A 14,276-nucleotide genomic window follows, 5' to 3' on the forward strand; every position below is an offset into this window, starting at 1 on the left:
TCTTATGCTTTGTCGTTTACCAGGTCAATAATTTGAGATACGGAGATTTCAGAAAGATCTTTGATCACCATATTCGCACCCTGGAGGTTGTTCTGCTGACCGATACCGATCACTTTCATTCCGCCATTTAGAGCCGCCTGTACGCCGGCTTGCGCATCTTCAAACACGATGCAGTTTGCAGGCTCAAGGCCTAGTGCTTCGGCACCTTTCAGGAATACTTCGGGGTCAGGCTTGGAAGCGTTTACATGATTTCCATCAATGATGGCATCAAAGTAGTGTGCAAGGTTCGTTCTTTCCAGGATCATTCCGGAGTTCTTACTTGCCGAACCCAGGGCGATCTTAATACCTGCAGCCTTCAGTTGTTCCAACAATTGCGGGGTTCCCGGCAGCACCTCTTCAGCTGTCATCTTGCTGATCATCTCCACGTATTCCGCATTTTTGCCTGAAGCCAGCTCCAGCATCTCAGCTTCAGTTTTGGAAACCTTGCCCCAGTCCAGGATCATCTCCAGTGAACGCATCCGGTTTACACCTTTCAGGTGTTCATTTTGTGCTTCGGTAAAGTCAAATCCCAGGCGGTTTGCAAGTGCCTTCCAGGCTTTGTAGTGGTATACAGCGGTATCTACCAAGACGCCGTCAAGATCGAACAAGCATCCTATTTTATCAGTATTGATATTCATTAATTAAGTTCTAATACCAGTGTAGTGCTGGCAGGAATATTTATGGTGTTAATGTTATTGATTTTAGCTCCGGTAATGATATTGGTAGCTGTTGTTGCCTGCAGGATACGTTCTGCAAAGCGGGCGGTCTTTAACTCTTTCGCTTTGTCTTCAGAATTCACGATAACCATGACCGTTTTCTTGTTGTCTTCGGCATATCTGAAATAAACGAATAAGCCATCTTCAGGAACAAACTGCATCATTTTACCGCTGGTTAGCGCTGCACTGGTTTTACGGTAGTTTGCCAGGGTGCTTACAAAATCAAAAGCCTGGTTCTCCTGATCAGTTCTTCCAGCTTTGCTAAACTTGTTTACCTTGTCGCCTTTCCAGCCACCCGGGAAATCAGACCTAACCAGCCCATCTGGGTTAGAGTAGTTCTTCATCAGGATCTCTGTTCCGTAATAGATCTGTGGAATACCACGTACGGTTAACAGGATCGCCATACCGCTTTTGTATTTGTTGAAGTCTTCATTTACCATAGAGTAAAATCTGCTCATGTCATGGTTATCCATAAAGACAACATTGCTGCTTGGGTCTTTATATAAGAAGTCTTGCGCAAGTGTTGCATATAGGCGGAAAATGCCGTCGGTCCAACCTGGTTTGCCATTTAAAGCTTCATAGATCGCATCTTTCAATACCGCGTCTGTGATGCCTGGTAGATTGGTGTCCATACCTCTGTTGGTGGTATTACCACCAGTGAAATAAGATTGTGCTGCTGCGGAGTTTACCAGTGTCTCACCGAAAATCGACAAGGTCGGGAACTCTGCTTTTAGCTTCAGTGCCCAGTCGGCCATGTACATTCCTTCATTGTATGGGTAAGTATCTAATCGTAGTCCGTCGATACCAGCATACTCGATCCACCAGATGTGATTTTGCGTCAGGTAGTTCTGTACGTATGGGTTTCTGTGATTTAAGTCGGGCATGGTTGGCACGAACCAGCCGTCCAGCATGCGTTTTTTATCTGCTTCAGAAGCGTGAATATCCATCACCGGCTGATCGCGGTAGTTGGTTTGAGTGTATGTTGGCCATTGGTTCAACCAGTCCTTCATCGGCATATCCTTATAGGTATAGTGACCGGTACCAATGTGGTTGTGTACGATATCTTTGATAACTTTCAATCCCTTTGCATGTGCTTTTTCCACATAGGCTTTGTACAATTCGTTTGTACCATAACGCGGATCAATCTTGTAGTTATCGGTAGCAGCATAGCCATGGTAAGAGGCTTGCTTCATGTTATTTTCAATTTCCGGAGTCATCCAGATGGCAGTTACGCCAAGTTCTTTGAAGTAATCCAGGTGATTCATCACACCCTGGATATCTCCCCCATGACGGTAGTACATGGAGTCGCGGTTCAGTGCGGTTTCTGCCAGGCCTTTAACCACATCATTAGATGGATCGCCATTGGCGAAACGGTCTGGCATAAGCAGGTAAATAACATCTTTGGAGGTTACCGGTTGTATTCTTCCAGCGGTCTTATCCCGGTTTTTCAGTTCGTAGGTATAGCTGAGGTTTTTCTTGCCTTTTTGCACAAAAGTGATGGGGAACTTCCCTGCTTTTGCGTCAGGGCTGATCTCCAGATCAAGGAACAGGTAATTGGGGTTTTCTACCTTGTTTACTTTAACCAGCGACACACCGGCATAGTTAAGCTGCACAGTTGCATTGGCAATCTGATCGCCATGTACCAGCAGTTGTAGTTTTGGATTGTGCATGCCAACCCACCATGACATTGGCTCTACCCTTTCCAGTTTAGGGATTTGGGAAAATACCTGGAGCGAAGCGACTAAAAGTAAGGAGGTAAAAAGATTTCTCATTTAGCAGTTTTATTGGTTGTAAATTCTTGTGTAATGAGCGTTGAAGAGCATTGATGAAAAGAAGCCCTGCAAATGGTTTCATTTGCAGGGCAGGTATTGTTTTAGTTTTTAACGATGGTATATGTTTTTTCTACCGGATCAAGGGTGATGGTATAGTTTCCAGCGGTAGCAACTTTAATGTTGTCGCCACCGTCAGTCAGCTTGCCATCTGCGCCTCCAAGGTTAACATCCCAGGCGTCATTCATCCTGAACTTGATTTCACCCGCGGTCAGCGCTACGGTCATTGTCCACATGCCTTTTCCATCATTGATGAGCTTCAAGTCTGTGTCCTTATCCCAGCCCCCTGGTGTAGCATCGCCAATCAAACCCCATGAATCTGCGGTTTCAATTTTATAGGTGCTTTTGTTCAAGTCTACTGTGATTTTCTTCAATCCTGGGGTTCCCGCATTGATATCCCCTCCAGAAGTGCTAAGGGCATCGCCACCGCCGTCGCCGTAAGCAAGATCCCATGCCTTTTTAGGCGTAATCTTGAAGGTCAGCTTATCTGCTGGCATATTGATTACACCTTCATAAACGCCATTTCCAGTTAAGGAAACCAAGCTGTCCACGGTGTCAAAACCCCAGCCATGGTATGCACCCGGAACATAAACCCATGCAGATGCAAGGTAAGGGGTTCCGCTGATGGTGATAACATTAGAGTACGTTGGCGCGTTTGGTGCTGGCGCAGATTTCAAACGAACTTCCATTTCTGCAGGTACGCCGATAGTAGCACCCAGGCTTAATAGCATTTTATTTAATTCAGCAACTGTTGCGCTGTAAGTTGTTGTAGTAATCACGGTTTCCTTTGCGGTTGCAAAGTTCTTTCCTTTAAGGTCGAACTGCAGGGTGCTGGTTACAGGAACCTGGTAACCGGTAACGGTTGGCGCTGGAAACGTAAAAGTTACTGCGGTTTGTTCTGCGGCTGCGATGTTTAAGTCTACGCTGGTTGCCGAAGCGCTAAGTGCGCCTGCAGGACTGGCATCGGAGATAATTCTATCCTCATCCTTTTTACAAGACCATAGCGACAGTACCATAAGGCCCACAGCAACGGTTTTTAAGATATTTGCTTTCATGTTTTTAAGATCTTATGATTAATAACCTGGGTTCTGAACTAAGTTTGGATTAGCGATCAAATCTGCCGCTGGAATTGGGAAAATGTTGCGGGTTTCAGCAAGTGCTCTACCAGACTTTTCACCACCTTTAAATGGCCATAAATAACTGCCTCCGGTAAATCTGCCGAAACGTACAAGGTCTGTACGACGGTGACCTTCCCAGTATAATTCTCTCGCACGTTCGTCGATGAAGAAGTTTGTAGAAATGCTACTTACATTGCCTGAAGCATTACCATATGCACGAGTACGTAGTTCATTAACATAAGCGATAGCCTGTGCAGTTGTACCGCCATTTCCGCCACGCGATACCGCCTCACCATAGATCAGGTACTGCTCAGCAAGTCTGAATAACGGGAAGTCTAAAGAAGCGAATGTTCCGTTTACAGATGGTGCTGGAACACCTTGCGCATTTACGTTCTTGAATTTGGTAACTGCTAAACCATCAGTGAAAACTGCGATGTCATCTACAGTAGGCTTTGTTCCGAAGAACATCGCTCTTTTATCTGTGGTTCCGGCAGCATCAGGGAATAAACCCGGAAGGTTCTGACGGCTTCTGTTTCCACCCCATCCACCATTTGGAATACCAAATGTAGCAGGATCCATAGCTGCACTAACCGCAGCATTAATTAGGAAAGTTGTACCACCGTTGTTTGTTCCAAATCGGCCATCGTAGTTAATGCTTAAGATGGTTTCTGGGTTGTTGGTTTCATTTGAAGTGTTGAATAAATCTGCATAGTTTGCTTTCAAAGCATAACCTGCGTTGATTACTTTACTTGAATAAGTGATCGCTTCCGTGTACTTCGGTGTACCAGTGTAAACCTCTGCATTCAGGTATAATCTCGCAAGTAAAGCCCAGTTTGCACCTTTATCAGCACGACCGTAGTCGTTTCTGCGTGGTTCAGCCATCTCAGGCTCCACAGCAAGCAATTCAGATTCTACGTACTTGAATAATTCTGCACGGCTGATCTGCTTAGGTGGCGTTTTACCAATAGCATCAGCTTCAGTCACGAATGGTGGATTACCAAAACCATCCATCAATACCCAGTACTGGAAGGCTCTTAAGAAGCGTGCTTCAGCTCGGGCTCTTTGAACTTCAGTTGCATCTGCACCGGTAATGCCGCGCTCTGCAAGTTTCTCCGGAGTACTTTCACGTAAATATTCGTTGATGAAAGTAATGTGAATGATACTTCTTGAATACAAGCCACGAAGGAACACGTTGTCTGTTGCCCAGGTACCTTGATCCAGTTCCGGAATACCGGCATCACCCCATGAACATACAGCTTCGTCGGTCGTTAATTCTTGTAAATTCCAGTATAAGCGTAGGAAATCCGCAAAACCAGCATCAATACCGCCGATGTCACTCGCATCACCACCCTGCGCACTCGTTAAGCCATAACCTGCGTATAATTTTGCTAATGCATTTTTGTAGTCTGCCGGTGTACGGTAAACATCAACGGCAGTAACATCATTGGTAGGCTTTAAATTTAAATCGTCTTTTTTGCAAGCGCTCATCGACATCAGGAACATCCCGGATACCAATGCTATTTTATATAATTTTTTCATATCTATTTTCTGATTAAAAACCAACATTTAAACCTAAAGTGTATGTTCTTGGTCTTGGATATAAATTGTAATCGATACCAGATGGCAGTTCAGGATCTAGTCCTTTGTAATCGCTGATCACAAATACGTTCTGAACGTTAGCAGAGATTCTTAAGGTCGTGTTTCTGTTTTCTGAAAGTCTACCCAGGTTGTAAGAAAGTCCTACGTTATCCATTTTCAGGAATGATGCATTGTGCATGTAGTAATCACTGAAATATTGGGTTTGTGTAAAACCGGTGTTCAGGAAGTCAGCACCGGTATTGTTAAGAATACCACTAGGACTTAAGATGTTGCTTCTGATACCGAAGTTTGAACTTACGTTATCATAAACGTAGTTACCAAAGCTTGCACGAAGCACGGTGCTTAGTGACCATTTTTTGTAGTTCAAGGCCGTGTTAAAACCTACTGTTACAATTGGATCAGGTGATTTGTAGAAATACTGATCGCTGGTGTTGATGATACCATCTTCGTTTCTGTCTGCATAAACACCTTCTAAAGGTCTTCCGCTTGCATCATAAACCTGTTGGTAAACGAAGAAAGCACCTGGAACCTGGTTAACGGCATTGTATTTCAGCGTGTTTCCGGTACCACCTGTCAGGTTACCTGCACCAACTTTAGAAGCCGGATCTGGATTTAGCGTCAGGTTGGTAATTTTTCTCTTGTTGTAAGCCAGGTTAAATCCGAAATCCCATGATAGGTTTTCTTTTTGAATAGCCGCGAAGTTGATGTTCGCCTCAATACCTTTTACTTCCATGTTACCAACGTTGGTGGTAAGCAAGTTACTGAAGTTTGTACCTACAGGAATGTTAATGGTGCTTAACAAATCTTTGGTTTCTTTGTAGTAAGCATCTACGCTACCGTAGATCCTGCCACCTGCAAAACCATAATCAATACCAGCATTGTAGGTGGTTGTTGATTCCCATCTCAAATCTGGATCATAAGCAGCTGGAGTGTAGTAGTTATAGAAAGTATTTCCTAACTGATATTGTCCGGTGTTGCTGTTTGCGTAATATTTAGCAAGGTAATCGTAGTTACCAATACCGTCTTTATTACCAGTCTGACCGTAGCTTAATCTTAGTTTCAAGTCAGAAAGCACTTTGCTGTCTTTCAGGAAGTTTTCACCGATCACTCTCCAGGTTAAACCTACAGATGGGAAGTAGCCCCAACGGTTATCTTCTGCAAACTTCGATGAAGCATCTGCACGCATGGTACCCGATAAGATGTATTTGTCATTTAAGGTATAAACTAACCTTCCATAGTAAGAAAGCAATTTATTCTGCTCCACGGAGAACGGGAATACAGGGGTGGTTTGAACTGCACCGGTAGCACGGTAGGTCGGGAAGTTATAACCCGTAGTTGCATTGTCATAGTAACCGTAACCTGCAGTTGCATCGATACGGCTGATGCCGATGTTCTTCGCATAGTTTAAATAGAACTCGGCGATTTTGTTGGTTTCTTCATTCAATGACTGCGATCTTGATCCTTCAGTGGAAAAAGACTGCGCTGCGAATGCAGGCACACTGATTCTGCCATAACCTCTGGATACATCATAACCAACATTCAGGTTAGCATGTAGCTCCGGTAAGAAGTGGAAAGAGTAATCTAAACGTAGGTTACCAATGCTTCTTTCTGTTTTACCATTGTTATTGTTTAAACGGATCAAAGAAACCGGGTTTCTTGGTGCATTTGGATTTGGTACTGCACCTTGAGTCCATTCGAAGTAGTTGCCGAACTGGTTTTCTGCATATACCGGCTGCGTTGGGTCGAACTGAATCGCTGCTCCAATAGCACCGCTATTTGCAAAATGACTGTCTGTTAATGATCCTTTTAAGTTTAGATCTACCTTTAAGTGGTTGTCGAACAAGGTTGGACTAACCGTGATCGCACCAGTGGCACGCTTCAAACGGTCGGTGATGATGGTACCTTGCTGATCCAGGTAACCACCAGATACGCGGTAAGGCACACCCTGGAATTTACCAGCGATACTTAAGTTATTATCTGTAGTGAAAGCATTTTGATAGATCTCATCCTGCCAATCTGTGTTTGCAGTACCTAACAATGCTTTTTGAGTAGCGTTTCCATTAGCGTTTACATAGTCACGGATCTGATCTGCAGAAAGAACATCTACTTTTTTTGCAACCGTTGCAATAGAGTTGTTGGTTACAAAATTGATCTCCGGTGCACCTGCGCCACCTTTTTTGGTGGTAATCAAGATTACGCCGTTTGAAGCTCTTGAACCGTAGATTGCAGTTGCATTCGCATCTTTTAATACGGTGAAAGTTTCAATGTCGTTCGGGTTGATCAAGGCCAATGGGTTTGCCGCATTACCGATCGAGTTACCACTCAATGGCACCCCGTCAATAACGATCAAAGGGTCGTTGCTTGCATTTAAGGATGCACCACCACGGATGCGGATCACACTACCACCACCTGGAGTACCACCGTTATTCACAATGTTTACACCAGCTACTTTACCCTGGATCAATTGCTCAGGTGTAGTAACGGTACCTTTCTGGAAATCCTTTGCACCTACCGTTGTAATGGAGCCGGTAAGGTTCTTTTTTTCTGCAGTACCGTAACCGATTACCACAACCTCGGTAAGGTTCTGTGCATCTGGCTTCATGCTGATGTTTGTAGTCGTATTGCCGGAGATGGTTACTGCCTGATCATACGGCGTATAGCCGATGTAGCTTACCGTTACCGTAACCGCGCCATTTGCCAGGCCGGTGATTCTGAAGTTTCCTTCAACATCGGTCGAAGTGCTTTTGTTCAGACTTTTGATCTGAACCGAGGCACCGGGTAAACCCTGACCGGTTTCATCTAAAACTTTACCGGAAAGGACCCCGGTTTGTGCTTGTACTGTAACCGCTGCAAAAAGAAACAGCAACAGTAAGCAAGACTTCATTACGTAAAATACTTTCATATTCCGAACTCGTTTTTATGGTGATATATTTAGTTAACACTTAGTGTGTATACAATCGGGGTAAATTTACAATCAAGCTTTATAATTCAAAATTTTATACTACTATTTATTTCTCAGCAATATTTTATACGCTAAAACCGTGAATTTTTGATCAAATATACTTTTTGTCAAATTTTAAAATCGTACAAACAATATTGCAAAATATTATAAATCAATATTTTACTAAATAAAACCACAGAACATGGTGTGAAAGATACACTAAGGTAGACAGGCGTGAAATTTCGGGAACGTTACCGGGATCGTTCCCGAAGAAAATGAAGGACCTGCTGCAAATTCCAAAATCAAGCCTCAGAATTCTGCGCGTTTTGGAGATTTCAGCGGAAAGATTTTGAATTTTGTTAACCTAAAAAGGTCTGATTTCTTAATGAAAATTTAACTTGCTGTAGAGGCTCTTTTCATGAGTTTAGAGTCGAGCACAACCTTGCATTTAAGGTCTACCGTTTCTGGCGCTTCCAGCATTTTGAACAGCAATGCTGCAGCTTCGATTCCGATCTTCGTAGCAGGCTGGGTAATGGTGGTAAGGGACGGGTTCAGCAGGGGCGCAATCTCCAGACTGGAGAAGCCGATCACTTTCAGATCCTTTGGAATGGAAATGTTCAGGTCGTAACAGGCGTAGTAGGTTGCAAAGGCCAGACGCTCCACCGAGGTAAATACCCCATCAGGTTTAATCTTGGTGAGCATGTTCTTCAGAATGGTATTATTCTTCCGGTAGCTGTTCGTACAATCGATCACCAGCTTTTCATCATAAGGGATGTTAAATTCCTCCAGGGCATCCAGGTAGCCTTGCATCCTGGTTTTACCGATAGATAGGTTTTTGTTGATTACCAGGTACGCGATCCGTTCACAACCCTGTTTAATCAGGTGCCGTGTAGCGGTAAAGCTGCTGTTGTAATCATTGGTAATTACCCTTGGGGTAATGATGTCTTCATACACCCTATCGAAAAAAACCAGGGGCAGGCGTTTTTCTGCAAGCTCATCCAGATAGGTATGATCATTTGCTTCACCCGATACCGACATGATGATGCCATCTGCCCTGCCGTTGTGCAGGTGACGAATAAATGAAACCTCTTTTTCATAGTTGTCTTCGGTGGCGAAGATCAGGATATGGTAGCCCTTTTCCCGTGCAATACGTTCAATGCCATGGATCGCCTGCGAGAAGAAGTTGTTGGCAAGTTCCGGAACGATTACGGCGATGGTCTTGCTGCGTTGTTCCCGCAGATTGCTGGCATAGTGGTTGGGCTGATAGTTCAACTCTTTTGCCTTGGCCAGAATGCGTTCTTTAGTGGCCTTGTTAATATCGCTGTTATCTCTGAACGCCCTTGAAACTGTAGAAGTGGAAAGATTTAACGACTTAGCAAGTTCTTTTATATTGATGTTATGCATGGTCCATAAAGGCTGTTATTTTTTTCGCTCTGTAGTATAGCGAACCAACTGCTCCAGGCCAGTACGGGCCTCACCTTCTTCAAAGGTGTATAAGATATCGAAGGCTTCCTGCTGGTATTCCAGCATTTTCTGATTCGCATAATGCACCCCTTCTTTGGCATTCACAAAGTCGATGATCTCCGCGATCTTCTTGGGATCTTCCTGATGGTTTTTCACCAGGTTGATGATCCTTTTCTTTTCTGAACGATCTGCACGGTTCAGTGCATAGATCAGCGGAAGTGTCACTTTCTTTTCTTTGATGTCAATGCCCAGAGGTTTCCCTACATCGTCGGTTCCGAAGTCAAAAGTATCATCTTTTATCTGAAAGGCAATACCCACTTTTTCACCAAATAACCGCATTTTTTCAATTGTCGCCTCATCAGCACCAGCTGAAGCTGCACCACAGGCACAGCATGAGGCAATGAGCGATGCTGTCTTCTGACGGATCACGTCGAAGTACAGACTCTCGCTGATATCCATTTTCCTGACCTTCTCAATCTGCAGCAACTCCCCCTCGCTCATTTGCTTTACCGCTTCTGAAACGATCTGAAGTAAACGGAATTCATTGTTGTTCACCGAAAGCAACAGTCCCTTCGCCAGCAGGTAATCACCCACCAGTACGGCAATCTTGTTCTTCCATAAAGCATTGATTGAAAAGAAACCCCTACGTTCATAGGCGTTATCTACCACATCATCATGCACCAGCGTAGCGGTGTGCAGCAGCTCCACCAGAGCGGCGCCGCGATGGGTGGATTCCAGAATACCACCACAGAGTTTGGCAGCAAAAAAAACAAACATAGGCCTGATCTGCTTCCCTTTGCGCTTAACAATGTAATGGGTAATCCGATCTAAAAGCGGGGCGTCACTGTGCATTGAAGCCTTGAATTTCTCTTCAAAGGCACTGATGTCCGCAGCTATGGGTTGTTTAATTTGATTTATTCCTGGCATTCAGGTTTTGAAATGTTTGTGCAAACTTAACTAAAATCCTTTATATGCCGGCTTTAATTAGAGATATCAGGATTGCAGGCTTTTGATGTGGTCAAATATCTGAACCGCATGTACCCGCGAATTTTCTATAAACCACTTATGGGTATCCATACCGCCACAGACCACCCCAGCCAGGTAAAACCCAGGCGTACTGCTCTCCATGGTTTCCGGATTGTACATTGGACAGTTTGCCACGTCGCCCGATAGCTCCAGCCCCAGGTTCTTTAGCAACTTGAAATCCGGCGTGTAGCCTGTTGTGGCAATCACGAAGTCATTCTCCAGCACAACTTCGCCTTCCGGCGTTTGTATATGCACGGTATCGGGCTCAATGGAAGTCAGGGTAGAGCCGTAATAAACCTTAATGGCACCTTCCTTGATCCGGTTCTCAATGTCCGGGCGCACCCAGTATTTCACATAAGAACCTATCTCCTGGCCACGGATCACCAAGGTCACCTGCGCGCCCTTCCGGTAGGTTTCCAACGCCGCATCTATGGCGGAGTTGTTTGCTCCAACCACCACCACGCGCTGAAAAGCGTACTGATGTGGATCTTTATAGTAGTGGGTAACCTTCGGCAGATCCTCACCCGGAATTTTCATCAGTACCGGCACATCATAGAATCCGGTGGATACGATCACGTACCTGGTCTTATAGTGTCGCTTGGCAGTCTGTACATCAAACAGGCCATCTTCGTTCTTCCGGACGCTATCGACCCTTTCATACAAGTGGATGTTTAGCGAAAACTTCTCCGCCACCCGGCGATAATATTCGACCGCCTCATTGCGGTTCGGCTTTGGATTGATACTTACAAAAGGTACATCCCCGATCTCCAGGCGCTGCGAGGTTGAAAAGAAGGTCATGAACACCGGATAGTTGTACAAGCTATTCACCAATGCACCCTTCTCCACAATAACGTAAGTTAAACCCGCTTTCTTCGCTTCAATTGCACAGGCCATGCCTATCGGACCGGCACCTATAATCAGGACATCGTAATCTACCATATATGTATTAGCCTTTCATAGCTTTAGAGGGACAAGCAAAATCCGTGCGCGTTAAGCCGGTGTTTTTCAAAGCACCATAACCACCCGCGATATCCACAACGTCCTCCACACCTCTTGCTTTAAGAATGGAAGCTGCAATCATGGAACGGTAGCCACCGGCACAATGTATATAATACTGCTGACCAGGTTTGATCTCCCCTGTCCATTCGTTAATGTAATCTAATGGCCGTGCCATGGTCATTTCCAAATGTTCCGCCTCGTATTCTCCTGGCTTGCGTACATCCAGCACATTGATTGCCGGATCCGCGGAAGCAATGCTTTCGAACTCAGTAGCAGAAATTGAAACAATTGTATCTACATCACGACCGCTGGCTTTCCAGGCCTCCATACCACCTTCCAGGTAGCCAATGGTATTGTCGTACCCTACCCGGCTCAAACGGGTAATGGCTTCTTCTTCCTTGCCGGCTTCTGTAACCAATAGGATTGGCTGTTGCAGGTCCGTGATCAAACTCCCAACCCAGGGCGCAAATTGTCCACCAAGGCCAATATTGATCGACGAAGGAATAAATCCCTGTGCAAAGACCTGCGGGTCACGTACGTCCAGTACCAGGGCGCCAGTTTCATTCGCCTTCAGCTCAAAAACTTCCGGCGCCAAGGCTTTCAGACCTTTTTCCATGACCTGCTCAAAACGTGCATAACCCTGCTTGTTGATCGCCGCATTTTTCGCGAAATATTGTGGCGGCGGCAAGATTCCGTCGGTCACCTCCCGGATAAAGCTTTCCCGATCTGCAGCTTTCAAAGCATAGTTTACCTGCTTCTGGTTACCCAGGGTATCAAAGGTCTCCTTGCTCATGTTCTTACCGCAAGCAGAACCTGCACCATGTGCTGGATAAACCAGGACATCATCCGGCAACACCAAAATTTTCGAATGTAAGGAATCATATAAAGTGCCTGCCATATCTGCAGCAGTAAGTTCAGCTTGTTGCGCCAGATCCGGGCGGCCCACATCACCAATAAACAGGGTATCTCCAGTGAAGATGCAGTATGGTTTACCGGCAGCATCTTTCAACAGGTACGTGGTAGATTCCGGCGTATGCCCTGGCGTATGCAATACCGTGATGCTGATCTCTCCGATATGGAACACTTCACCATCCTGGGCTACATGTGCTTTGAAGCTTGTCTCAGCCGTAGGACCATAAACAATGCTTGCATCAGCACGCAATGCGAGATCAACATGCCCCGAGACAAAGTCCGCATGAAAATGCGTTTCAAAAATATACTTGATCCTGGCATTGTCCTTTTCTGCACGCTGCAGATAAGCATCAACTTCCCGCAGCGGATCTATGATCGCAGCCTCACCATTGCTCTCAATGTAGTATGCTGCTTCTGCAAGACAACCGGTATAAATCTGTTCTATTTTCATCGACGTATTATTATTTTTAAAAGCTGATGAACAACGTCATCAGCCACATATATCCTTTTCAAATTTTCAAAAAACCAGCTTCACTAAGCCAGTTTAAAACGTTAACTGTTAGTTGCACACAAAATTATGGGTTCTTAAACAAAGCAAACATGACCTGGATCACAATGTCCGCGTAAGTTCTCCACGTAAGGACCGCTCCATTAGAATTCGAAGTTCAGCCTTATCCAGATCTTTGCCCAGCAGGAACATCAGCTTGGTAATGGTGGCTTCAAAAGTCATATCATAACCGCTCAAAATCCCCATCTGCTGCAGCTTCCTGCTGGTCTCATATTTTCCGAGTTCCACAGACCCGGCCTGGCACTGTGAGATGTCAACAATGATCTTACCCTGATCTGCCGCTTCCTGCAGGCAGTTCAAAAACCATGGGGCGGTACTCGTATTCCCGGAGCCGAAGGTCTCCAGCACAATAGCATCCAGCGAAGATGTCGTAATTGCCTCCACAGCCGCCTTGCTTATCCCAGGATACAATTTGAGCACCCCAATATTGGTATTCAATTTCTCATTCACCAGAAACTCCGCCTTGGAAGGTTTCTGTATGTAGTTGTTAAAAAATGTAAGGTTTACCCCTGCTTCGGCAAGTAATGGATAGTTCGGCGACTGAAAGGCCTCGAACTTATCGGAGTCGTACTTAATAGAACGGTTGCCACGAAATAATTGAAAGTCAAAGTAAATACAGACTTCCGGAACCCGTGCCGCGCCGTTCTTCTTTGTCGCTGCGATCTCCAAGGCCGTAATCAGGTTTTCCTTCGCATCCGTGCGGATCTCCCCGATCGGCAATTGCGAGCCGGTCAACACCACAGGCTTAGAGAGGTTCTCCAGCATAAAGCTTAAAGCTGAGGCCGTGTAAGCCATGGTATCCGAGCCATGCAGGATCACAAAGCCGTCAAAAGTATCGTAGTTCTTTTTAATAATTCCCGCAATCTCCACCCATACGCTGGCGTCCATATTGGAAGAGTCCAGGATCGGATCAAAGGAATGCACTTCCAGGTCGTAATTCAACCTTGCCAGTTCCGGCACATTCTGCTGGATCTGCCCGAAGTCGAAAGGAATTAAAGTGCCACTATGCGGGTCATTAACCATCCCGATGGTACCACCGGTATAGATGATCAGGATCTTCGTCAT

At 45.3% G+C, this 14,276-nt stretch carries 10 protein-coding genes; all 10 read right to left on the minus strand.

Annotated elements, in window-relative coordinates; all coding sequences use genetic code 11:
- Positions 1–2: 2 nt before the first annotated feature.
- Positions 3–677 (minus strand): beta-phosphoglucomutase, encoded by a 675-nt coding sequence (gene pgmB / locus ACTHQF_RS01725; RefSeq protein ID WP_440428116.1) that lies wholly within the window; start codon positions 675–677, stop codon positions 3–5.
- A complete protein-coding gene (locus ACTHQF_RS01730) occupies positions 677–2,527 on the minus strand; it encodes a glycoside hydrolase family 13 protein (protein ID WP_440428117.1) in 1,851 nt (616 codons plus the stop codon). The genes pgmB and ACTHQF_RS01730 overlap by 1 nt, the downstream gene beginning before the upstream one ends.
- A gap of 101 nt (positions 2,528–2,628) precedes the next feature.
- Positions 2,629–3,639, minus strand: coding sequence for a SusE domain-containing protein (locus ACTHQF_RS01735; RefSeq protein ID WP_440428118.1), 1,011 nt, complete (start codon positions 3,637–3,639; stop codon positions 2,629–2,631).
- A gap of 18 nt (positions 3,640–3,657) precedes the next feature.
- Complete coding sequence (locus ACTHQF_RS01740; RefSeq protein ID WP_440428119.1) at positions 3,658–5,241, minus strand: RagB/SusD family nutrient uptake outer membrane protein; 1,584 nt, start codon at positions 5,239–5,241, stop codon at positions 3,658–3,660.
- A gap of 13 nt (positions 5,242–5,254) precedes the next feature.
- The gene (locus ACTHQF_RS01745; RefSeq protein WP_440428120.1) at positions 5,255–8,203 is read right to left on the minus strand and encodes a SusC/RagA family TonB-linked outer membrane protein; all 2,949 of its coding nucleotides are present in this window, start codon (positions 8,201–8,203) and stop codon (positions 5,255–5,257) included.
- A gap of 432 nt (positions 8,204–8,635) precedes the next feature.
- Positions 8,636–9,646: a LacI family DNA-binding transcriptional regulator gene (locus tag ACTHQF_RS01750; protein ID WP_440428121.1), complete on the minus strand. Its 1,011-nt coding sequence runs from the start codon at positions 9,644–9,646 to the stop codon at positions 8,636–8,638.
- 15 nt (positions 9,647–9,661) lie between these two features.
- On the minus strand, positions 9,662–10,633 hold the full coding sequence (locus ACTHQF_RS01755) for a polyprenyl synthetase family protein (RefSeq protein ID WP_440428122.1): 972 nt from the start codon (positions 10,631–10,633) through the stop codon (positions 9,662–9,664).
- 66 nt (positions 10,634–10,699) lie between these two features.
- Positions 10,700–11,671 carry a YpdA family putative bacillithiol disulfide reductase gene (locus ACTHQF_RS01760; RefSeq protein WP_440428123.1) on the minus strand — a complete coding sequence of 324 codons (972 nt, stop codon included), beginning with the start codon at positions 11,669–11,671 and terminating at the stop codon, positions 10,700–10,702.
- 7 nt (positions 11,672–11,678) lie between these two features.
- Complete coding sequence (locus tag ACTHQF_RS01765; protein ID WP_440428124.1) at positions 11,679–13,094, minus strand: MBL fold metallo-hydrolase; 1,416 nt, start codon at positions 13,092–13,094, stop codon at positions 11,679–11,681.
- 159 nt (positions 13,095–13,253) lie between these two features.
- A complete protein-coding gene (locus ACTHQF_RS01770; RefSeq protein ID WP_440428125.1) occupies positions 13,254–14,276 on the minus strand; it encodes an asparaginase in 1,023 nt (340 codons plus the stop codon).

Source organism: Pedobacter sp. SAFR-022 (assembly GCF_051965375.1).
GTDB lineage: Bacteria > Bacteroidota > Bacteroidia > Sphingobacteriales > Sphingobacteriaceae > Pedobacter.